The organism is Paraburkholderia sp. BCC1884 (assembly GCF_900996225.1).
Classification (GTDB): domain Bacteria; phylum Pseudomonadota; class Gammaproteobacteria; order Burkholderiales; family Burkholderiaceae; genus Paraburkholderia.
In genome coordinates, this window is the sequence record NZ_CAAJGL010000113.1 from 1 (window position 1) to 551 (window position 551).

1 protein-coding gene is annotated in these 551 nt (G+C 70.2%); it reads left to right on the top strand.

Annotated features, from left to right (window positions below):
- The coding region (locus FQ705_RS27605; RefSeq protein ID WP_144146712.1) for a MipA/OmpV family protein at positions 1 to 519 on the top strand (519 nt) is incomplete at its 5' end.
- Positions 520 to 551: the final 32 nt, after the last annotated feature.

Below are 551 nucleotides of genomic sequence, written 5' to 3' on the forward strand. Positions count from 1 at the left end.
TCCTACGACGACGGCCGCGCCGACGAGAACCGCTTCGACCGCAACGGCTCCGACTACCTCAAGGGGATGGGCAACATCCCCGGCTCGTTGCTGCTGTCGCTGAAGGCCGGCGCGCGCGTGTTCGGCGTGTCCACCGTGAGCGTCACGCTCGACCAGCCGCTCACCCACACCACGCGCGGCGTGAGCGGCCATCTCGACCTCGAGGTGCCGGTGTTCCAGACCGCGGCCGACAGCGCCAGCGTGACCAGCAGCCTGCATGCCGGCAGCGGCCGCTACAACCAGACCTTCTTCGGCGTCAGTGCCGCGCAGGCGGCGAGCAGCCGCTTCGCGGCCTACTCGACCAAGGGCGGTTTCGATCGCGCGACCGTGTCGGCGGCCTGGACTCATTCGCTCTCGCAGCGCTGGTCGATCACCACCACCGGCGGCCTCACGCGCCTGTTCGGCTCCTCGAGCAACAGCCCGGTCGTGCAGAGCAAGAACAGCTGGTTCGGCATGAGCGCGGTGACCTACCGCTACTGATCGCCCCGGGAGCCGGCCGCGCGCCGGCTGGC